This window comes from Flavobacterium sp. Root186 (assembly GCF_001428525.1).
Classification (GTDB): Bacteria; Bacteroidota; Bacteroidia; order Flavobacteriales; family Flavobacteriaceae; genus Flavobacterium.
The window spans coordinates 307,234-328,653 of the sequence record NZ_LMHW01000011.1 but is presented as its reverse complement, the minus strand read 5'-3'; the positions used below and the strand labels follow the sequence as shown (position 1 = coordinate 328,653).

Genomic DNA, 21,420 nt, shown 5'->3' with positions numbered 1-21,420 from the left:
CAGTAATGAATAAAATTTTATTTATTTTATCTTTTTTCTTTTTCTGCAGTATTTCAAATGCGCAGGATTCTTTGCTGACAGAAGATCCTCCAAAAATTGCTACGGTAAAATACACTGAAAAAGATATTCAAATTGATTCAGACTCAATTGAAAGCAAAACTTTTTCGAAAAATTACCAGAAAAAATATACCGATTCAGATTTTGTTTACGAATATAAAACTCCTGAAAAAAGTCTTTGGGATCGTTTTAAAGGCTGGCTTGCAGGTATTTTAAGGAATCTGTTTTCTTTTGGCACAACAGAGGCTTCTTTGAATTTTGTCTCAATACTTATCAGGATTGTTGTTGTTTTAGGAATTATTGCTGTGATTTATTTAATTGTAAAAGCAATTATTAATAAAGAAGGACAATGGATTTTTGGTAAAAATTCTAATAAAAGAACCGTTTACTATTCTGACATAGAAAAAAATATTCACCTTTTAGATTTCGAAAAATTGATAAAAGAAAGTCTTGAATCGGGTGAAAAACGTGCAGCAATTAGATACTATTATCTTTGGCTATTAAAAATAATGGCCCAAAATAATTATATCGAATGGGATATCGAAAAAACAAATTCAGATTATTTATACGAGCTTCAAAGACCTGCCCATAGAGAAGAGTTTACATACTTATCGTATTTGTACAATTACATTTGGTACGGCGAATTTGAAATTGATGAAAACACTTTCAATAAAGCACAAAATAGATTTAAGAATGCAATAAAAACCTTTAGTTAATGAGTAAAAGTATCAAAATATACATTTCTGTTCTGGTTTTTATTTTAATCTTAATTTTAGTTTCAGATTACAACAAACCTAAACCTATAGACTGGCGCCCAACTTACTCTGTCAATGACAAAATCCCTTACGGATTATATGTTTTTGATAAAGAAATTGGCCGTATTTTAAAAAAGCAAAAAATCCAAAGAATTTCAGCTGTAACGCCTTATGAGTTTTTAGATTCAAAGTACGATGAAGATTCATTGGTAGAGACTTATTCCGTAAAAGGAACTTTTGTCAATATTTCTGTTCAGAATAATATTGATGATCAGTCGATGAAAGAGATTATGTATTTCGTTTCACACGGAAATAATGCTTTTTTAAGCATGTCAAATTTTCCACAGCCTTTATTAGACAGCTTAAAGTTTGAATACAATTCAAATTTTCGTCCAACGGATAGTGCTTCTGTCTGGATGGCTAATAAAAAACTGAGTCAAAAAATATACAAATCAACAGGCGATATTGCCGATTATTTCTCAAAGATTGACACTTTAAACACAATTGTTTTAGGTTATCAGGGAAATCCAAAAAAGAAAAAAAACATCAATTTTATAAAAATCCCTTATAAAAACGGAAATTTCTTTCTGCACATGCATCCTGTTGCTTTTACAAATTATAATCTGCTTAAAAAGGATCGTTATCAATATGCTGAAAATGTGCTTTCTTATATTCCGAAAGGAGATATTTTTTGGTACACAAAATTGCAGACAGATGAAAATATTTCTGGATCACCGCTTCGATACATTTTAAGTCAGCCGGCCTTAAAATGGGCCTGGTATTTATTTCTGATCGGAATGTTGATTTTTATGATATTTAATGCTAAAAGAAAACAGCGAATCGTTCCTATTTTGCAGCCATTGTCTAATTTGACAATCGATTTTACCAAAACAATTGGTAATTTGTATTATCAGGAAGGCGATCACAAAAATATAATCGATAAAAAAATCATTTATTTCTTAGAAAGAATCAGAACCGAATATTTAATTGATACCACAAAACTTGATGACGAATTTGTCAAAAAACTGCATCATAAAACAGGCAAAGATGAAAAAGATATTCAGGAACTGGTATTTTTAATTAACGAACACCGAAATAGTTACCACGCCAGTATTGAAGAGGATTTAATCCGAATTAATAATGCAATCGAAAAAATTATACATTAAAAATATCTGTCAAGATTTTAAGATTAATACATTTTGATAAAATCCTTTTTATTCTTTAATCTGTGACAAAAAAAATAAAATAAACGAATTAAAAAACACCAAACATGGACGATATTAATAGACCAGAAACAGAAATCACAAATGAAAATGTGAATTTTGAAACCAGAATAAATTTAACACCTCTTTTAGATCACGTAAATGCAATTAAAAAAGAAATTGAAACCGTAATCGTTGGACAGCATAAAATGGTTGACCAGCTTTTGGTTGCTATTTTATCAAACGGACACGTTTTACTGGAAGGTGTTCCGGGAGTTGCAAAAACGATTACAGCAAAACTACTTGCAAAAACATTAAATATTGGTTTTAGCCGAATTCAGTTTACGCCGGATTTAATGCCATCTGATATTTTAGGAACTTCTATTTTCAATTTAAAAAGTTCAGAATTTGAATTCAAAAAAGGCCCAATCTTCTCTAATTTAATTTTAATTGACGAGATCAACCGTGCTCCGGCAAAAACTCAAGCCGCTCTTTTTGAAGTTATGGAAGAACGTCAAATTACAATTGACGGTTCTGGATATAAATTAGAAACTCCATTTTTGGTAATTGCAACGCAAAATCCAATTGAACAAGAAGGAACTTACCGTTTGCCAGAAGCGCAATTAGACCGTTTCTTGTTTAAAATTACAATCGATTATCCAAAATTAAACGAAGAAATCCTGATTATTCAGAGAGAGCATTTATTGCAGGATCACGGAAAATTAGAAGCTATTCAAACGCTTCTTTCTTCTGCAGAAATAAATCAATATCAAGCTTTAGTTAAACAAATCAGAGTAGAGCAAAATCTATTGGAATATATCGCAAGAATCGTAGTAAACACACGAGAAAATGCGTTTCTATATTTAGGAGCCTCACCTCGTGCATCGATTGCTATTTTGAACGCTTCAAAAGGTTTCGCTGCCATTCGCGGACGTGATTTCGTTACTCCGGAAGATATTAAAGAAGCTGCAATTCCTGTTTTACAACATCGTGTTATCGTTGCTCCGGAACGTGAAATGGAAGGAATTACAAGTTCTGAAATTATCAAACAAATTATCGAAACCGTAGAGATTCCTAGATAAGTATTCAGTCTCCGTTTACAGTTTTTAACTGAGACTGAAAACTGAGACTGCGACTGAAAACTGTAAACTAAAAAATGAAATTCATAAAAAGTCTATATCTCAATAATTTCTTCTTCTATGTGCTTTTGGGCATTATAGCATTATTTGTCTGCGCTTTTATTTTTCCGAATTTGTATAATGCGGTTTGGTTTGTTGTTTTGGTTTTGATCACTTTTTTAGGCTTGGATATTTTAATATTATATCTGGCCAAAACAGGAATTGAAGCTGAGAGAATTACACCGGAAAAGCTTTCAAACGGAGATTTAAATCCTATAAACATTCAAATCAGGAATCATTATACTTTTCCAATTTTGGTCAGGATAATTGATGAAATTCCGTTTCAATTTCAGGTTCGTAATTTTAAAATTGCAAAAAAAGTAAAAGCATCAGAAGAAAAAGAAATCGGATATGATCTTCGTCCAACAGAACGTGGCGAATATCATTTTGGTTATTTAAATGTTTATGTTTCTTCGCCGTTACGATTAATTTCAAGAAGATTTTCTTTTGCAAAAGACCAAATGGTGCCAACTTATCCGTCTTATATTCAATTAAGAAAATACGATTTATTGGCATTTTCGAATAACTTGTATCAATACGGAATCAAGAAAATCCGCAGAATTGGTCATACCATGGAATTCGAACAAATCAAAGAATATGTTCAGGGCGATGATCTTCGAACTTTAAACTGGAAAGCCACAGCAAAGAAAAATGCGCTGATGGTAAATCAGTTTCAGGACGAAAAATCACAGTCTGTTTATTTGGCAATTGACAAAGGGCGTGTTATGCAAATGCCTTTTGACGGATTAAGTTTATTGGATTATGCGATAAATTCGACTTTAGTTTTAGCAAATGTTATTCTGAAAAAACAAGATAAAGCAGGAATTTTTGCTTTCTCTAAAAAAGTAGAAAACAGAGTTTTTGCAGAAAGAAGAGGTTCGCAAATGCAAAAAATCCTCGAAACTTTATACAATATCAAAACCGACTTTTTCGAAAGCGATTACAGCCGATTGTATGTTGATATCAAGAAAAACATCAACCAAAGAAGTTTAATTATTCTGTACACGAATTTTGAAACTATGGACGGTTTACATCGTCAGCTACCCTATTTAAAAGGAATTGCAAAAAGTCATTTACTGGTTGTTGTCTTTTTTCAGAATACGGAATTAAACGCTATCATCAATAAAAAAACAGATACGATTCAGGAAGTCTACGATAAAGTAATTGCCGAAAAGTTCATGTTTGAAAAACGTCTTATCGCAAACGAATTGAAGAAATACGGAATCCATTCGGTTTTAACGCAGCCTGAGAATTTGACTTTGGATGCTATTAATAAGTATTTGGAGATTAAGGCTAGAGGGATTTTGTAGAAATTGTGAAATGACGTTTGTGGGATATAAAATGTAAAAATGGCAAAAAACATATTTATTGGTTTAATCATTTCAATTTTCTTATTTATTGTTTATAATTCAAAACGAGATTATTATGAAAAGAGCCAAGACTTTCACAACAAATATTTTAATGGCGAAATTCAAAAAATTGAAAAAGGTCGAGGAATAGAAATTTATTACGAAAAGGATAGCTTTTTTTATAAAGACGATTACGAAGGTCCTGAACTATTTGTTGGTGATATATTAAGAAAAAGTAATCATGAAATCACAATAATGAGAAAAAATTCTAATGGAGATTATATTGAAGTTGGAAAAGGAAAAAGCATAGAACCTAAAAAAAGTTATTTTAATTACTTTTTTGGAATTTAAATCTTTCTAAACAAAACATTATTAAAACATTAAATGCTCGTTATAAATTAGAATTGATAAAAAAACTTTAAATCTTTGTCGTGTCAACTTTGTAAAACAAAAGCCATGAAAAAAATATATTTCATTCTAATCATTTTAACCAGTTTATTTTCTTCTGCACAAAAAACAGAAAACATTATTATCATTACTACTGACGGTTTCAGATGGCAGGAAGTTTTTAAAGGATTAGATCCGGCGATTGCCAATGATAAAAAATTCAATCAGGGAGACAGTACTTATATTTATAAAAAATATTCCGCTTCAGATTTCGTAGGATCACGTCAAAAAATCATGCCTTTTTTCTGGACAGAAATTGCTTCAAAAGGGCAAATTTACGGAAATCGTGATCTTGGAAGTAAAGTCGATGTTTCAAATCCGTATTGGTTTAGTTATCCTGGATATAGCGAAATCATGACCGGAAATGTTGACGTTCAGATAAATTCTAACGGTTACAAACCTAATCCAAACGTAAATGTTCTGGAATTCCTAAATAAACAATCTAAACTAAAAGGAAAAGTTGCTGCTTTTGGTGCATGGGACGCTTTTGACCGAATTTTAAATGAAGAAAGAGGAGGTTTTCCTGTAATTTCTGCTTTTGATAATGTGGGTGGAAACAAACCTACTGCATCTCAAAAACTATTAAACGAAATGCGAAATAATTCGTTTAAACCTTTTCACGAAGATGAATGTCTTGATGTTTTCACGCATTATGAGGCAATGGACGAACTCAAAACCAAAAAACCAAAAGTACTATATATCTCTTACGGCGAAACCGACGAATGGGCGCATCATGGACATTACAGATCGTATTTAGACGCAGTAAATCAGGTAGATAAATGGATTAAAGAAATCTGGGATTTTGTACAAAATGATCCACAGTACAAAAACAAAACAACTTTATTTATAACGGTTGACCACGGCCGCGGCGACAAAATAAAATCGCAATGGACAGATCACGGAGCAGATGTTGCAGGTGCATCGCAAATTTGGTTTGCTACAATGGGACCGGAAATTGCCGCAAAAGGCGAAATCAAAACAGAATCGCAATTCTACCAAAAACAATTCGCCCAGACTTTTGCAAAAATTATGGGATATAATTTCACCACAGATCATCCTGTTGAAAGCGAGGTTAGAGAAGTTTTTGAGAAATAGTTTTCAATATTTTTTTCCGCCACGAATTCATGAATTATTTAATTTCGAAATCTATATAAAATTCGTGAATTCGTGGCGGAAAAACTTTGCAGCTAAACCTCGAAGGTTTTAAAAACCTTGCAGGAAGAAAAAAACTCTGTACCTTTGAACCTTTGCAACTTTGAGCCTTAAAAAAATGAAACAAATAACTTCAGTTCAAAATCCGTTTATAAAATCGCTTGTCTTATTACAGGAAAAAGCAAAAGCCAGAAAGCAGACCGGAACATTTTTAATTGAAGGACAACGTGAAATTTCATTAGCCATAAAAGGCGGTTACGAAATTGAAACCGTTTTATTTCTACCCGATTTAGTTACCGAAAACCAAATCAATAAATTAGTTGCTCAATCAGTTCAGTTAATCGAAATCAACAAAGAAGTTTATCAAAAACTAGCTTATCGCGATACAACCGAAGGTATTTTGGCTGTAGCCAAAACCAAATCATTAAAATTATCTGATTTAAAATTATCTGATAATCCATTAATTTTAGTAGCCGAATCTCTGGAAAAACCCGGAAATGTTGGTGCCGTTTTACGTACTGCAGACGCTGCAAATCTTGATGCCGTTTTAATTGCAGACCCAAAAAGCGATTTATACAATCCAAATATTGTACGTTCCAGCGTTGGCTGTTTGTTTACCAACCAAATCGCAACCGGAACAACCGAAGAAATTATTGCTTTTTTGAAAGAAAAAAAGATCAATTTTTATTCTGCCACTTTACAGAATTCAACTTCATATCACACTCAAAATTTCACTACTCCAACTGCTTTAGTTGTAGGCACAGAAGCTACCGGCTTAACGCAGCAATGGCGTGACGCTGCAACTCAAAATATTATTATCCCAATGCAGGGCGAAATCGACAGCATGAATGTTTCTGTTGCTGCAGCCATTTTAATTTTTGAAGCGAAAAGACAAAGAGGGTTCTGATTTTAGATTTTAGAAAAAATCGCTCCGCTCTTTTTATTGGAATTTGGAATTTAAAAACTTGGAATTTATTTTTAAATATCTTTTTTTAGCTGTCAGGCTGAGCGAAGTCGAAGCCCCTTTTCAGAAGCAAAAATCCAAAAATTTCACCCTCAAAAATCTAAAATCTAAACTCTAAAATCAACAATCCATTCCCTTGCGTATGTTCTAAGTTATTCTTATTTTTAGTACTTGAACTATGCCGTTATGATAGAAATAGATATTGAAAAAGAAAACAAAGCAATTACGCACGAATACAAGGAATTACTGCGAATTAGTTACCAGACTTTAACACCTGCCGACAAAAAATTAATTCGAAAAGCTTTTGATGTTGCTGTTGATGCTCATAAAGAACAAAGACGCAAATCTGGTGAAGCGTATATCTTTCATCCTATTGCAGTTGCGAAAATTGTTGCCTCAGAAATTGGTCTGGGAGCGACTTCTATTGCCGCAGCTTTATTGCACGATGTTGTCGAAGATACTCCCATAACTGTTGAAGATATTGAGCGTTTATTTAACCCAAAAGTAGCACAGCTTGTTGAAGGTTTAACTAAAATTTCATTAGTTCAAAAAGATTTAAATGCTTCCATGCAGGCGGAAAATTTCCGCAAAATGATTCTGACTTTGAATGATGACGTGCGTGTAATTTTGATAAAATTAGCCGATCGTCTTCACAATATGCAAACCATGGATTCGATGGCAGAATATAAACAGACTAAAATTGCTTCTGAAACACTTTATATCTATGCTCCTCTCGCCCATCGTTTGGGACTTTACAATATCAAAACCAAATTAGAAGATTTAGGATTAAAATACACAGAACCTGCTGTATACGAAGATATTGTAAGCAAAATTAGAGAAACAAAAGAAGAACAGGATGCTTACATCAAAGACATCTCGGATGTTTTGAAGAAATCTTTAGATGTTGAAAATATAGATTATATCATAAAAGGCCGTCCGAAATCTATTTATTCGATTCGCCGTAAAATGCGTGCGCAAAACGTGAGTTTTGATGAAGTGTATGACAAATTTGCACTTAGAATTGTTTATAAATCAGATCCGCATGATGAAAAATTCATTGCCTGGAAAATATATTCTATTGTAACTGATCATTACAGACCGAGCCCGAGCCGTTTGCGTGACTGGATTTCATCTCCAAAATCAACTGGTTATGAAGCACTTCACATTACCGTCATGGGGCCAAAAGGGCGCTGGGTCGAAGTTCAGGTTCGAAGCGAGCGTATGGATGAAATTGCAGAGAAAGGTTACGCAGCACACTACAAATACAAAAATGGAGCAAGCGAAGAAAGCGGTTTAGATGTCTGGCTGAATTTACTTCGCGAAGCTTTAGAAAATCCTGAAACAAATGCTGTGGATTTTGTAGAAGATTTCAAAATGAATTTATATTCAAAAGAAATTTTCATTTTTACTCCAAAAGGAGAAATAAAATCATTACCAAAAGGCGCAACTTCGCTGGATTTTGCCTTTAGTATTCACTCTGAAATTGGAATTAAAACAAGAGGAACCCGAGTAAACGGACGTCTTGTTCCTTTAAATCACGAATTAAAAAGCGGCGATCAGGTTGAAGTCATTACATCGGCAAACCAAAAACCTACGGTAAACTGGTTAGAATATGTAACGACTTCTAGAGCAAAAAATAAGATTAAAAACGTTCTTAACGAGAACACCAAAAAAATTGGCGAGGAAGGAAAAGAATTACTTACCAGAAAACTTAAACATTTAAAGATTACACTTAACGAACAAGTTACAAACGAGTTAGTTAACTTTTTTAAATTAAAAACCAGTTTAGATTTATTTTATCGCGTTGGAATTGGCGCAATAGAAAATCAGCAGTTAAAAGATTACGCAGCACAAAAAGGAAATACTTTTATCAATTTCTTTAAAAATAAAATTAAAAGAAATAAAGACAACACAGCTGCCGAAGATATTCATAAACCAGTCATTAGCAGTAATTACGACATGCTGGTTTTTGGAACAGAACATGATAAACTCGATTATAAACTTTCGCAATGCTGTAACCCAATTCCGGGTGATGATGTTTTTGGTTTTGTAACGATAAACGAAGGAATTAAAGTGCATAAAAAAGATTGTCCAAACGCTATCGGAATGCAGTCTAATTACGCCTACAGAATCATGAGTGCCAAATGGATCGATTCTTCACAAGAAGAATTTAAAGCCATTATCAATATTACCGGAATGGACGTTTTAGGACTTACCAACCAATTAACCCGTGTAATTTCAAACAATATGAGTGTTAATATTCAGAGTATTTCTTTGAGTACTGATGCCGGAATTTTTCACGGACAAATTGCTGTAATTGTTCAAAACAATACGATTCTGAAAAAAATGATCAATGCTATTAAGAAAATTGACGGTGTTGATAAAGTTACCAGAGAATATAGAACATAAATAAGTCGAAAGTTTAAAGTCTTAAAGTCAAAAGAATACAATATCGCGACCATTTTACTTAAACTATTGATATAAATATTTTTTTCATGAACGCAAATTCCTTAGAAATTCCAGAAATCAATTTTGATGAAAATGGAGAGCTTTTAATTCTCGCTTCTAAATCTTCTTCAAAAGATGATTTCGATTTCTTTCAGGGAAAATCGGTTATTCGTAACAAAAAATTAAAAACAAGATTTGCCAATTGTACGGAGTGGATTGAGTTTCCGTCTACTCAGGAAATGTATAAGATTTTAAACGGAATTGGGAATATTGATAATTTTCTTGCCACTTTTGATGGAGAACCTTTTGAAGGAATGACCGTTAGATTATTTAATCCGAAGACAAAATTGTGGAGCATTTACTGGGCCGATTCCAATTCAGGAACATTAGACAAACCTGTTTTAGGCTCATTTGAAGATAAAATTGGACATTTTTTCTCTAAAGATATTTATGAAGGCAAAAATGTAATTCAGGTATTTAGATGGGATGCCCGTGACGAAAATAATCCGGTGTGGAGTCAGGCTATGTCTGACGATCAGGGAAAAACATGGGAATGGAACTGGTACATGTATATGTCAAAAACGAGCTGAAAATCTGTTATTTTTCTCCTAAATTAAAATAATTATGTTAATTAAGTTCTGTTGAATTTTGTAAAATATAATAGCGCAAAAGCCTGAATTTGGTACATTCTCTGTTATCAAATTCCAGTTTAAACGTTAAACTTTAAACCCGAAACTTTTATTCATTAAAAATAAAAAATTATCTTTGCAGGATATGACACTTATTTCAACTGACAACACTAAGAATCAAGAAATTGTAAAAAATGTTTTTACAATGTATCTTGAACAAAAAGGGCATCGCAAAACTCCTGAGCGTTATGCTATACTTCAGGAAATTTACGATAGCGAGGAGCATTTTGACATAGAAAACCTATACATCAAAATGAAAAACAAAAACTACCGTGTGAGCAGGGCTACGCTTTACAACACGATCGAGTTATTGTTAGACTGCGCTTTGGTTAGAAAACATCAATTTGGGCAAAATCAGGCTTACTACGAAAAATCATATTTTGATAAACAGCACGATCATATCATTATGACAGATTCTGGTGAGGTAATCGAATTTTGCGATCCAAGAATTCAAACCATCAAAAAAACTATCGAAGAGATATTTGATATTGAAATCACAAATCACTCGCTTTATTTCTACGGAAACAAAAAACAGAGTTCACAGTCTTAAAATAAAGACTTTTTCAAAAAATTAAAAAAAAAGAAAATTAACTACATAATCAGTAGGACAAGTTTTGATTGTCCTAACGCAAATTAAAAACAGAATGACCGTAGATTTATTACTAGGATTACAATGGGGAGATGAAGGTAAAGGAAAGATTGTTGACGTTCTTACCTCAAATTATGATATTATTGCACGTTTTCAAGGAGGACCAAATGCAGGACATACATTAGAATTTGACGGAATTAAGCATGTACTTAGAACTATTCCTTCTGGAATTTTCCATAAAGATTCAATAAATATTATCGGAAATGGCGTTGTAATCGATCCAGTAGTTTTTCAAAAAGAAATTGAAGGGTTAGAGAAATTCAACCTTGACATCAAAAAGAAATTAATCATTTCCAGAAAAGCACACTTAATTTTACCAACGCACCGTTTGCTTGACGCGGCTTCTGAAGCATCAAAAGGAAAAGCAAAAATTGGTTCTACTCTTAAAGGAATTGGACCAACTTATATGGACAAAACGGGTAGAAACGGTTTACGCGTTGGAGATATCGAATTAGAAGATTTTAACGAGCGTTACAGAGCATTGGCTGACAAGCACGAAGCTATGATTGCTTTCTACGATGTTGCGATTCAATACAATTTAGCTGAACTTGAAAAAGAGTTTTTTGAAGCTATAGAAGAATTAAAAAAATTAGATTTTATTGACAGCGAAGAATATATTCACCAAGCTCAAAAAGCAGGTAAATCTATTCTATGCGAAGGAGCTCAGGGTTCTTTATTAGATGTTGATTTTGGAACTTATCCTTTTGTAACTTCATCAAATACTACTGCAGCAGGAGCTTGTACAGGTTTGGGAATTGCTCCTAACAAAATCAAAGAAGTTTACGGAATTTTTAAAGCTTATGTAACTCGTGTTGGAAGCGGACCTTTCCCAACAGAACTTTTTGACGAAGTTGGTGCGACAATGGCGAGAGTTGGTAACGAATTTGGATCTGTTACAGGAAGACAAAGACGTTGCGGATGGTTAGACCTTGTGGCTTTAAAATATGCTGTACAGGTAAATGGAGTTACGCAATTGATGATGATGAAAGGTGATGTTCTTTCTGGTTTTGAAACTTTAAAAGTTTGTACGGAATATAACTATAAAGGACAAAACATTGCTCACTTCCCTTATAACATCGAACCAGAAAATGTTACTCCAATTTACAAAGAGTTTAAAGGATGGAAAGCAGATTTAACAGGATTGACAACTTACGATGCATTGCCAATCGAGCTAAAAGAATATATTGAGTTTATTGAAAAAGAAATCGAAGTGCCAATCAAAATTGTATCGGTTGGACCAGACAGAAAGCAAACAATAACAAAATAATACATTTAAACGCTCTGATAATCAGGGCGTTTTTTTTTTATGAAACTATTTTCGAAATGAGAAAAAATCCAGAAATTGAAATTACAGAAACCAAGTTATTATCAGACAATTGGTATGTATTAAACAAAGTTACTTTTAATTATAAAAAGGAAAACGAAAAAGTAGAATCGCATATTCGTGAAGTCTATGACCGCGGAAATGGTGCCGGCATATTATTATACAATATTTCTAAAAAAACAGTTATACTAACAAGACAATTTCGTTTACCAACCTATCTTAACGGAAATAAAACCGGAATGATGATCGAGGTTTGTGCCGGACTTTTAGACAAGGATAATGCAGAGCAAGCTATCATTCGCGAAACAGAGGAAGAAACAGGGTATCGCTTAAAAAAAGTTCAAAAAGTTATCGAAACATATATGTCTCCGGGTTCTGTAACAGAAATTCTCTATTTATTTGTGGGAGAATATGATGAAAATATGAAAGTTAGCTCAGGCGGCGGACTGGATGCTGAACAGGAAAATATTGAAGTTTTGGAATATACTTTTGATCAAGCTTACGCCATGATTGAATCTGGAGAGATTACAGATGCTAAAACTATTTTGTTGCTGCAGCATGCAAAAATTAAAAATTTGATATAGTTTTTTGACTATTTTTAGGTTCTAAAAACTTTAAGATGTTCCAATCTAAAATCTTCTTTTTTCTGTTTTTTCCGTTTCTTATAATCGCGCAAAATGAGAAACTGCCAGTCGAAAAACCAAAACAAGATCTTACTATCTTTAAAGAAATAAGAGAAAAAGCAAATTCAGGATTATATAAATACCGCACAAAGCAGCAAATTGACAGTATTTATTACTGGGCATTTTCACAAATAGACAAACCTAAAACACTGCTCGAATTTTACAAAGTAATTTTAAAAATTACTGATTTTGAAGGCAGCGTACACAATGATACTACACTTCCTGATGGATTTCAGAATAAATTTTCATCAGGAAATGTATTTTTTTCATACCCCGTAAAACTTATAGAAGGCAGATTAGTCATAAATTTTCAAAACGCTGAAATTCCGTTAGGCTCAGAAATTCATAGCATAAACAAAATTAAAACCAAATTTTCGATTGTAAGTTTAGACCAAGATGTACCTAAAAAAACCAATCAGATTTTTGGAAGGAATTATTCCAGACCATGAAGTCAAACAAACTTTAGAAGACTTTTTGCAAAATAAGGATACGCAGTTTGAATATACATTGAAATTAATTGAACAGAAATAAAATGAAATTGTTTAAGAATAAATTTTTAAGGATAATACTATTCATTTTTATAATTATGAATATTATCGCTTTTTTTCACGCCTATAAGTTTACTCATTTCACAGAAAATAATTCAGAAAAAACCAAAAGCCCTGAGAAATTATCTGCAATTGATAAAGCAAAAACAATATTTTTTGGAGTCAATAACCCTAAACCAAAAAACAATAAATTTCCAACGCAGCAATATCAGACTTTAAAACTAAAAAGCAATAAAGAAATCGAATGCTGGTTTATTAAAACTAAAAATTCTAACGGAACTGTTATACTTTTTCATGGTTACGGAGGAGAAAAATCTTCAATGATTGAAAGATCAAATGAATTTATAAAATTAGGTTTCAGCACAATGCTTGTTGATTTTATGGGAAGTGGTAATTCACAAGGAAATCAAACTACAATTGGTTTTGAGGAAGCCGAACAGGTAAAAACCAGCTTTGATTACATAACCAAAACAGGAGAAAAAAATATTTATTTATTTGGAACATCCATGGGAGCTGTCTCCATTATGAAATCTATCAATGATTATAAAATAACCCCCAAAGGAATAATTATCGAATGTCCATTTGGATCTATGTACAAAACTGTTTGTGCAAGATTTAAAAAAATGAACGCACCTACATTTCCAATGGCTGGATTACTAGTCTTTTGGGGAGGCATACAAAATGGTTTTTGGGGATTCAATCATGATCCGTCAGAGTATGCAAAAAATATCTCCTGCCCAGTTTTATTGCTTTATGGTGAAAAAGATAAAAGTGTAAGCATAGAAGAGATAGATATTATTTATAAAAATTTAAAAGGTCAAAAAAGAATTAATATCTATAAAGACACCGGACATGAAAATTATCTAATCAAAAATAAAATTCAGTGGACAGAAGATGTTTCGGGATTTATAAATTCGTTATAACAAAAAGTTGCAAATGAAAATCCAGCAAACTATTCAAAGAATTATGTAACCCTTTTTAACTATCATATGTATAATTTTATTTCTATAAAATTTACGAACTATGAAAAAGTTATATTATACAGCAAACGTACTACTTATATTGATTTTAGGACTGTTAGTTTCTTGCAAAAAGAGCGACACAATAAATCTTACTGAAAATAAAAATGCAAAGCCGAAAAAGAAAATAGAATATAAGAAACCCGAATCAGCTGTTTCTTATCAAATTAATAAAACAAAAGACTGGCTTAAAACTAATGAGGCAGACAGCAGTAAACTGGATATTGTTTATGCAGTAAACAGAACGGATAAAGCAAATTTTAAAAAGTTAGATTCAGTAGTTATTCCGGCGGATTTTAGCGGAGATCTGGTTTATTATTTACCATTTCCACTCCATGTTTCTGCTTTACAGGATGTTTCTAAAATTATTATTTTTTCTTATCCTACGCAGACTTTTGCCGCTTATGAAAACGGTGAATTAGTTCGTACAGGTCCAACAAACATGGGAAGAAAAAAAGATCCAACACCAACAGGATTATTCTTTACCAACTGGAAAGCAGAAAAAACAACTAGCACTTTTAATGACGAATGGGAATTAAAATGGAATTTCAATATTGAGAACAAACTTGGAGTTGGTTTTCATCAATATGAATTACCAGGATATCCTGCTTCACATTCTTGTCTACGATTACTGGAAAAAGACGCTAAATATCTTTACACCTTTGCCGACGAATGGATTTTGAAAGACAAAGAAAATGTAAAAGTAAAAGGAACTCCGGTGGTAGTTTTTGGAAGTTATGATTTTGACGCTCCAAAACCGTGGCTGCAATTGGCATCTGATCCAAAAGCATTAAATATATCTGAATCTGATATTGAAAATGAGGTAAAACCTTTTATTCAGAAGATTTTAGATAATCAAAAACTGAGAGAAGCGGAACAAACCACTTCACTTTAAAAAATATTCTTCCTGAAAAAGCAGCTTATAATTTATCTATAAGTTGCTTTTTTGTTTTAAACCAAAGGCAAAAATTTAGATAAAATAAAATTTTCATTGATGATAATTTGTCTATTTTCGTTTAATAAAGCGTCAAATATTTATCTCCCTAATTTTCACACATGAAAAAATCATTTTTACTATTTTTTATTATTATACCATTTTTCAATTACGGACAATCGAATGAAATTTTAGACTTCAAACCGGGTTACTCGCCTGAAACTATTTACAATCAAACCGTAATTAACTCTTCAGATTATGAAATGACATATTCAGGATCTGAGAATCTTTTGAAGATGCTAAAGGAAAACGGGACAGAAAATCCAGTTAAAATAAAGAATTTATTTAATGTAGAAACTGTTTCTAAAACTGGCAAAATTGGTAAAGATGGAAATTTCCCTATTACTATAAAATATATAAAAGCTTCTGATAAAGATGGAAAAAGTGTAATTCCAAGCGGAACTCTTTTGTTTGGTAATACTACGCTTTCAAGCATGCCAAAATTGGATTCGATCGTAGGTACTGGAATGGAAGAAAATTTTAAAAAAAGTATTTTTCAAATGGTTCAAAGTACTTTTAATCAACTAGCTCTACCGGAGAAAAAATTAAAAGTAGGTGAATCTTTTTCTCAGGAAAGTCCGCTTAAGCTTCCTATTGGAGGCATTAACATCGAAATGATTATTACAACAACATATAACTTAAAAAGTATTACTGCAAAATCTGCTTTTTTTGATATTGTGCAAAGTATATTCAATGAAATTTACTGACACTAGTTTTGAGTCGAGTGGTTCAGGAAATGGGACAGGAAAATTAGTCTATGATATCCCAAATCATTTTGTAAGTGAAAATACTTTAAACATGGAATTAAATCTTAACCTAAAGCATACCGACTTTAATATTGATTTAAAATCAAAAAGCGATTATAGTCAACTTGCTAAGATCTCCAAAAAATAAACTAAAAAAGGCATAAGAATCAAACTCTTATGCCTTTTTTAATATTTGAAAAACTAAAAATTATCTAGAATAATTTGGAGCTTCTTTTGTAATCGTTACGTTATGCGGGTGACTTTCAGTGATTCCACTTGATGTGATTCTAACAAAACGTCCAGATTCTTGTAAAGTTGGAATATCTTTCGAACCACAGTATCCCATTCCGGCGCGAAGACCTCCAATAAACTGAAGCATACTTTCGTTTAATTCTCCTTTATAAGGAACACGACCAACAATTCCTTCCGGAACTAATTTTTTAACATCGTCTTCAACATCCTGGAAATAACGATCTTTAGAACCCGTTTGCATCGCTTCAACAGAACCCATTCCGCGGTATGATTTGAATTTTCTTCCTTCAAAAATAATAGTTTCACCCGGAGATTCTTTTGTCCCGGCTAATAATGAACCTAACATTACGCAGTCAGCACCTGCAGCAATTGCTTTAGGAATATCTCCAGTATAACGAATTCCACCATCAGCAATAACCGGAACTCCAGTTCCTTTGATTGCCGCAGCAACTTCTAAAACTGCTGAAAACTGAGGAAAACCAACACCTGCAACAATACGTGTAGTACAGATAGAACCAGGTCCGATTCCTACTTTTACACCATCAGCACCATTTTCTACTAAATATTTAGCGGCTTCCGGTGTTGCAATGTTTCCAACCACTACATCTATTTGAGGGAATTTTGATTTTACTTCTTTCAATACATTTACCACACCTTCAGTATGTCCGTGTGCTGTATCGATAATAATGGCATCTACACCGGCAGCAACTAAAGCTTCAGCTCTTTGAACTGCATCTCCGGTAACACCAATTGCAGCAGCAACTCTCAAACGACCAAAAGTATCCTTATTAGCGATTGGTTTTTGAGTCAGTTTTGTAATATCTCTAAACGTAATTAAACCAACTAATTCGTTTTTAGCATTTACAACTGGTAATTTTTCGATTTTATGGCCTTGTAAAACTACTTCGGCTTGTTCTAATGAAGTTCCTTCGGCAACAGTAACTAAGTTTGTACTTGTCATTACCTCAGCAATTGGTCTTGCTCCGTTTTTTTCGAAACGTAAGTCACGATTGGTAACAATTCCTTTAAGAATTCTGTTTTCGTCAACGATTGGAATACCGCCAATTCCGAATTCTCTCATGGCGTTTTTAGCGTCTGCAATAGTTGAATTCATTGGTAATGTTACCGGATCGATAATCATTCCTGCTTCAGCACGCTTTACTTTTCTAACCTTGGCAGCTTGCTGCTCAATCGTCATGTTTTTATGTAAAACTCCAATTCCGCCTTCTTGTGCCATAGCGATTGCCATTGCACTTTCGGTCACTGTATCCATAGCAGCAGATACGATTGGAACGTTTAATGTTATGTTTCTTGAAAATTTTGATTTGATACTCACTTCGCGGGGAAGCACATTCGAGTAGTTAGGTACTAATAATACATCGTCGTAAGTTAAACCTTCGCCGATAATCTTGGAGTTGTGTGCTATCATGGTGCAATTTCTAGTTGAATTGCGTGCAAATATAGTGAATAAATTGCTAACTTAAATACTAACTTATTCATAAATTTAAGTTTACAGGAAACATCTTACGATTTAAATTCCAAATTTTTAAATCCCAAATTCCAATCAATAAAGCAAAAATAAAGGTCTTACTCAATTGGATTTGGAATTTAATTATTGAAATTTAATTTTTAGAATCTTGAAAAATGAAGTTGAAGCCAAATTGAAACGCAAGGCTATGCGCTTTTGTGACATCTTTATATTCTAAAACATTATCGAATAGAGCGTAAATATTAAATTTTCCGAGAGTTCCGGAAAGCCCCAAACCAATATTTTTATTCGAATACGGATCGAATGTATAAGTTACTTTGGCATCTAGCTTTTCAAAAATACTGCGTTGATAAAAAGCCGTTAAAGCAACGTACGGTGTTTCAGGCATTGTCATTAAAAACAATTGTGCGCCTACTGCGTTTAAATATTTTCTTTCGTTTTCAACTTTACAATTACATTCTCCATCGTATCTGGATTCTCCAAATGAATATTGAATGGAAGAATTAAATTTTACTGGTCGCCAGGTTGTATATTTAGCATAAGACGTATCGCGCGGAATGGCGGCATCAAATTCATCAAAAATATTTTCCGGTTCATTTACAGCATCAAAATTTGGATTTACTCCGTCGTATCTGTAAGTTCCTTTATACCTTAACGTCTCAATATCTTTAGTATGTTTTATAAAACCAACATCAAGGATACTGGCAGTAAGCTGCAGATTTTCTTTAATATTATAGGTAATACCAGCATCAAATCCTAAACCTAAACTTCCCTTCAAAAAAGTATTGTGTGCAATATCCCCCGGAATACTTCCTTCATATTCATCTTTTGTAAATTTTCCGATGCCTGAAGTTTTAAGTTCTAAGTTTGATTCGATTATTTGAGTATATAAATTTGTTCCTGTACCTTGTCCCGTATAAATATATCCCGCGTTTTTGGTTGAAGTTGCATTAGCACCGCTTGAATAAATTTTAGCTCGCCCGCCTAAAACCAGCTTTTTGTTTAGCCTTTTATGAAAACCAACATGGAAAACTGAAAGTACTTCGGCGCGTAAATTTAAATCGCCTAAATTGAATGATTTTCCAATATAATTCTGGTTTCCGTCTACTGCTAAAATAGCAAGGTCTTTTGGGAAATACATTAAAAAATCAAATTCCTGATAAGCCCCAAACGAAATATACGATTGGCTCTCCTCGCCTCCTATTCTAAATCCGCCGGAAAAAATTTCGAGCTGCTGGTTTACCTGCGTCTTATCATTTGCGGATGATTTATTGATAATATTCCGGACTTTATCATTAAAATCAACTCCATTATCAGCAAATAAATCATACGCCGAAAAACTGCTCGAACCAATATTGGCAGAAACTCCAGACAGAAGCGGAACTCCAAAATAATTTTTATACGAAACATCGGCACCAGGATTTACAAGTAACGACTGCGGAATAGACGCAAAATTGTACAACACTTGTTTATTTTGAGAATAACAAAAGAACTGCAGCATCAGTATCAAAATTAAAAGTGCTTGTCTCATTTTATTTTCATATAAACGGTTGCACCTGATTTGAATTTTAAATTACCTGAAATATCCCCTGACCCAGATCCTGTTACGGTTGTTACTATAAAACCAATTTTCATGGTCTTTTTTAATAAATTTAACCGTTCTCCTTCAAAAACCTCTGCTGGATATTTTATGATATTTGATCCTCCGGTATAGGTTGGAACAGCTAAATCAATGGTTTCTAATACCTGATTATTAACATCTATAAATTGCAATTCAATTTCAAAAGCTCTGTTTATCGTATTTTCGATTTCGAAATTAAGCTCGGCTTTTGCCAGATTATCTGTGAAAAATTTCTTTTTAAAAACATCAAATTCTTCAACATCAGGAGGTATTTGCTGTCCTTGTCCATTATCGTCAATTTGGTCAGCACTAACATTAAAGTAAGCGAGATTTGCCACAAAAACAGGTTCGAGCACAAAATCATCGATTTGGTCAAAATCTAAGTCACTTGAACAAGAGAGAAATAAAACTGCTGAAAAGAATGTTACAGAGATTCTATATAAAAGATTTCGTTTCATTTTTAATTTAATTAAGATAAATAAAAACGCCTTTTCTTGTCAGATATTACTTATTTTGTGTTATTTTTTAATGAAATTTTCCAAATAATTTAGATGCTTCATTTATAAGCACTTCAAAACTTAGTTAATTAAGTGCAGATTATAATTTAATATTATTCTTTATTACTATACTTGAGTTTAATACGACTTCAAGATTATCAATTTTTAATAAATCTTCAATTGTTTTTCAATACAGCCTCTGGTTAATTCTTTTACAAATAAATCAGGCGGAATAACATATAAGCCATGAAGATTATCTCCGTTCGTCTTATCATTTTCTACTGTTGTTTTTAGAAATTCATAAGTCCAAACATTCATTCCATATTTCCTGCCATCAGCTAACTCAACATTTATATTGCAAAAATCATTATTTATCTGCCAATTATCTGGATCTACTTCTTCAAACTCTAACCAAAGTTTAAAATCACTCATAATTTCATTATTTTTTAATGAAACTTTCCAAACAATTTAGAAGCTTCATTGTAAGCACTTTCAAAACTTAAAGAATTAAGTCCTGTTATTTTTTTATTGGCAGTAAAATACGAAATCAATTTTTCTGTTGGCATATTTCCAGTCAGCTTATCGGTTGCCATTGGGCAGCCTCCAAATCCCTGAATTGCGCCGTCAAAACGTATACATCCGGCTTTTGATGCAGCATCAATTTTTTCAAACCAGCTGTCAGGCGTAGTGTGCAGATGTGCTCCAAACTCAATTTCAGGATATTTCGGAATTAAATTCGAAAACAAATATGTAATAACTTCCGGTGTAGAACTTCCTACTGTATCTGAAAGCGATAAAATTTTAACGCCCATTCCGGCCAGTTTTTCGGTCCATTCGGCTACAATTTCAACATTCCACGGATCTCCGTATGGATTTCCGAAACCCATTGAAAGATAGGTTACAACTTCTTTATTTTTTTTATCGGCTATTTCCAGAATTTCTTCAAGCGTTACCAAAGATTCAGCGATCGTTTTATGTGTATTACGCATCTGAAAATTTTCAGATATTGAGAAAGGAAATCCTAAATATTGAATGGCTTCATGTTCTGCAGCCAAAGCTGCGCCTTGTGTATTGGCAATTATCGAAAGTAATTTACTGGTTGTTTGAGATAAGTCTAATTGTGCCAAGACCTCAGCCGTATCCTGCATTTGCGGAATTGCTTTTGGAGAAACAAAACTTCCAAAATCGATTGTATCAAACCCTACACGAAGCAAAGCTTGTATATAAGTTACTTTATTTTTTGTTGGAATAAAGGTTTTGATACCCTGCATGGCGTCTCGTGGACATTCGATAATCTTGATCTCTTTATTCAAAGCTTATTCTTTTGTAAAAGCTAAGTTAGGTTCTTTTTTAAAGA

Annotated in this window: 22 protein-coding genes; 17 read left to right on the top strand and 5 right to left on the bottom strand. The window is 32.8% G+C overall.

Annotated elements, in window-relative coordinates:
• Positions 1–5 precede the first annotated feature (5 nt).
• The 17 genes from ASD98_RS10535 to ASD98_RS10455 all read left to right on the top strand — a co-directional run bounded on the left by ASD98_RS10535 (position 6) and on the right by ASD98_RS10455 (position 16,352).
• A complete protein-coding gene (locus tag ASD98_RS10535) occupies positions 6–773 on the top strand; it encodes a DUF4129 domain-containing protein (RefSeq protein WP_056204018.1) in 768 nt (255 codons plus the stop codon).
• Entirely contained in the window at positions 773–1,978 is a 1,206-nt protein-coding gene (locus ASD98_RS10530) for a DUF4350 domain-containing protein (protein WP_056204016.1), read from the top strand. The genes ASD98_RS10535 and ASD98_RS10530 overlap by 1 nt, the downstream gene beginning before the upstream one ends.
• Positions 1,979–2,082: 104 nt before the next feature.
• Positions 2,083–3,096: a MoxR family ATPase gene (locus ASD98_RS10525; RefSeq protein WP_056204013.1), complete on the top strand. Its 1,014-nt coding sequence runs from the start codon at positions 2,083–2,085 to the stop codon at positions 3,094–3,096.
• Positions 3,097–3,170: 74 nt separating this feature from the next.
• Positions 3,171–4,502, top strand: coding sequence for a DUF58 domain-containing protein (locus ASD98_RS10520; RefSeq protein ID WP_056204010.1), 1,332 nt, complete (start codon positions 3,171–3,173; stop codon positions 4,500–4,502).
• Positions 4,503–4,541: 39 nt separating this feature from the next.
• Positions 4,542–4,892: a hypothetical protein gene (locus ASD98_RS10515; RefSeq protein ID WP_056204008.1), complete on the top strand. Its 351-nt coding sequence runs from the start codon at positions 4,542–4,544 to the stop codon at positions 4,890–4,892.
• Between the two features lie 105 nt (positions 4,893–4,997).
• Positions 4,998–6,083, top strand: coding sequence for a phosphoglyceromutase (locus ASD98_RS10510; RefSeq protein ID WP_056204006.1), 1,086 nt, complete (start codon positions 4,998–5,000; stop codon positions 6,081–6,083).
• A 175-nt stretch (positions 6,084–6,258) separates the two neighbouring features.
• On the top strand, positions 6,259–7,047 hold the full coding sequence (locus ASD98_RS10505; protein WP_056204003.1) for an RNA methyltransferase: 789 nt from the start codon (positions 6,259–6,261) through the stop codon (positions 7,045–7,047).
• 243 nt (positions 7,048–7,290) lie between these two features.
• A complete protein-coding gene (locus ASD98_RS10500) occupies positions 7,291–9,513 on the top strand; it encodes a bifunctional (p)ppGpp synthetase/guanosine-3',5'-bis(diphosphate) 3'-pyrophosphohydrolase (RefSeq protein ID WP_056204002.1) in 2,223 nt (740 codons plus the stop codon).
• A gap of 86 nt (positions 9,514–9,599) precedes the next feature.
• Positions 9,600–10,142 carry a hypothetical protein gene (locus ASD98_RS23705; RefSeq protein ID WP_082577830.1) on the top strand — a complete coding sequence of 181 codons (543 nt, stop codon included), beginning with the start codon at positions 9,600–9,602 and terminating at the stop codon, positions 10,140–10,142.
• Between the two features lie 184 nt (positions 10,143–10,326).
• Complete coding sequence (locus ASD98_RS10490) at positions 10,327–10,791, top strand: Fur family transcriptional regulator (protein WP_053471018.1); 465 nt, start codon at positions 10,327–10,329, stop codon at positions 10,789–10,791.
• A 94-nt stretch (positions 10,792–10,885) separates the two neighbouring features.
• Positions 10,886–12,157 (top strand): adenylosuccinate synthase, encoded by a 1,272-nt coding sequence (locus ASD98_RS10485; protein ID WP_056204000.1) that lies wholly within the window; start codon positions 10,886–10,888, stop codon positions 12,155–12,157.
• Between the two features lie 56 nt (positions 12,158–12,213).
• Positions 12,214–12,798: an NUDIX domain-containing protein gene (locus tag ASD98_RS10480; RefSeq protein WP_056203996.1), complete on the top strand. Its 585-nt coding sequence runs from the start codon at positions 12,214–12,216 to the stop codon at positions 12,796–12,798.
• A 35-nt stretch (positions 12,799–12,833) separates the two neighbouring features.
• On the top strand, positions 12,834–13,346 hold the full coding sequence (locus ASD98_RS10475) for a hypothetical protein (RefSeq protein ID WP_056203993.1): 513 nt from the start codon (positions 12,834–12,836) through the stop codon (positions 13,344–13,346).
• Positions 13,347–13,483: 137 nt separating this feature from the next.
• Positions 13,484–14,368 (top strand): alpha/beta hydrolase, encoded by an 885-nt coding sequence (locus ASD98_RS10470; RefSeq protein ID WP_242412097.1) that lies wholly within the window; start codon positions 13,484–13,486, stop codon positions 14,366–14,368.
• A gap of 100 nt (positions 14,369–14,468) precedes the next feature.
• Positions 14,469–15,359 carry a L,D-transpeptidase gene (locus ASD98_RS10465; RefSeq protein WP_056203989.1) on the top strand — a complete coding sequence of 297 codons (891 nt, stop codon included), beginning with the start codon at positions 14,469–14,471 and terminating at the stop codon, positions 15,357–15,359.
• Between the two features lie 161 nt (positions 15,360–15,520).
• Positions 15,521–16,165 carry a hypothetical protein gene (locus ASD98_RS10460; protein WP_056203986.1) on the top strand — a complete coding sequence of 215 codons (645 nt, stop codon included), beginning with the start codon at positions 15,521–15,523 and terminating at the stop codon, positions 16,163–16,165.
• Positions 16,152–16,352: a hypothetical protein gene (locus ASD98_RS10455; RefSeq protein ID WP_056203983.1), complete on the top strand. Its 201-nt coding sequence runs from the start codon at positions 16,152–16,154 to the stop codon at positions 16,350–16,352. Before ASD98_RS10460 ends, ASD98_RS10455 begins: the two co-directional genes overlap by 14 nt.
• 60 nt (positions 16,353–16,412) lie before the next feature.
• Here ASD98_RS10455 and guaB read toward each other — a convergent pair whose 3' ends face one another.
• From guaB to ASD98_RS10430, 5 genes are all read right to left on the bottom strand, one after another.
• The gene (gene guaB, locus ASD98_RS10450; RefSeq protein ID WP_056203980.1) at positions 16,413–17,885 is read right to left on the bottom strand and encodes an IMP dehydrogenase; all 1,473 of its coding nucleotides are present in this window, start codon (positions 17,883–17,885) and stop codon (positions 16,413–16,415) included.
• Between the two features lie 193 nt (positions 17,886–18,078).
• Positions 18,079–19,476, bottom strand: coding sequence for a DUF5723 family protein (locus ASD98_RS10445; RefSeq protein ID WP_056203976.1), 1,398 nt, complete (start codon positions 19,474–19,476; stop codon positions 18,079–18,081).
• A complete protein-coding gene (locus ASD98_RS10440; RefSeq protein ID WP_056203973.1) occupies positions 19,473–20,024 on the bottom strand; it encodes a hypothetical protein in 552 nt (183 codons plus the stop codon). The genes ASD98_RS10445 and ASD98_RS10440 overlap by 4 nt, the downstream gene beginning before the upstream one ends.
• Before the next feature lie 204 nt (positions 20,025–20,228).
• A complete protein-coding gene (locus ASD98_RS10435; RefSeq protein WP_056203970.1) occupies positions 20,229–20,495 on the bottom strand; it encodes a hypothetical protein in 267 nt (88 codons plus the stop codon).
• Positions 20,496–20,509: 14 nt separating this feature from the next.
• The gene (locus ASD98_RS10430) at positions 20,510–21,376 is read right to left on the bottom strand and encodes a hydroxymethylglutaryl-CoA lyase (RefSeq protein ID WP_056203967.1); all 867 of its coding nucleotides are present in this window, start codon (positions 21,374–21,376) and stop codon (positions 20,510–20,512) included.
• Positions 21,377–21,420: the final 44 nt, after the last annotated feature.